Source organism: Candidatus Nitrosopumilus salarius BD31, assembly GCF_000242875.2.
Lineage (GTDB): Archaea > Thermoproteota > Nitrososphaeria > Nitrososphaerales > Nitrosopumilaceae > Nitrosopumilus > Nitrosopumilus salarius.
In genome coordinates, this window is the sequence record NZ_AEXL02000148.1 from 1 (window position 1) to 716 (window position 716).

Here is a 716-nt window from a genome sequence, read left to right on the forward strand (position 1 = left end):
CGCGTGCAGGGTCTTCAATTGCACGTGCGTGTCCAATACTTGTCGTAACAATACGATTAACTTTGATTTGCTTTTCTAGCAGTGTTGACATACAGAATTACCTTCAAATCTGATCTAAAAGATCCTTGTATCATATTTTTTTGTCTAATAGCATCAATTTTTGTTTACTTTAACATCCATCATACCGCTACCAAATTTATCATCAGCATTACAAGAAATATTGTAATGTATTAAATAATCACAAGACCGCTATAATTATAATAGTATAGGTTGCATAGATATTGTAACGGTATTGAAAAATTTGTAAAACATCAAAAATAGCAGATCCTAGAAAATATTTCAGCAAATGAATCATCAAGACAGTATTTGCCAAAGGGTCAGAAATAAAATTCGAGTTGGGAGTTAGATTCTAGTCAACATCAAACGAACAACACTCACAAATGATGTCCACTAAGTTTCTCATATGCAGTAACATAGCGTTCAGTCATTTTTGAAATAATTTCTTCCGGAATTTTTGGTGCAACAGGTTCTTTTCCTGCATCCCTAGCATCATCAAATTGTTTTTGATATCCTTGTTCAGTTAGCCAATCACGCAGTATCTGTTTGTCAAACGCTTCTTGTGTTTTCCCAACCTTGTAGGAATCCTTTGGCCATAATCTGTATTCATCAGGACCAATTGAATCACCCAATGTGATTTGTTCATCTAAAATTCCAAA

Annotated in this window: 1 protein-coding gene; it reads right to left on the reverse strand. The window is 33.9% G+C overall.

All coding sequences use genetic code 11. The annotated features are described in order from the left end of the window. Positions 1 to 434 precede the first annotated feature (434 nt). A partial coding sequence (locus BD31_RS08575) for a phosphoribosylaminoimidazolesuccinocarboxamide synthase (protein ID WP_008301283.1) occupies positions 435 to 716 on the reverse strand: 282 nt, incomplete at its 5' end.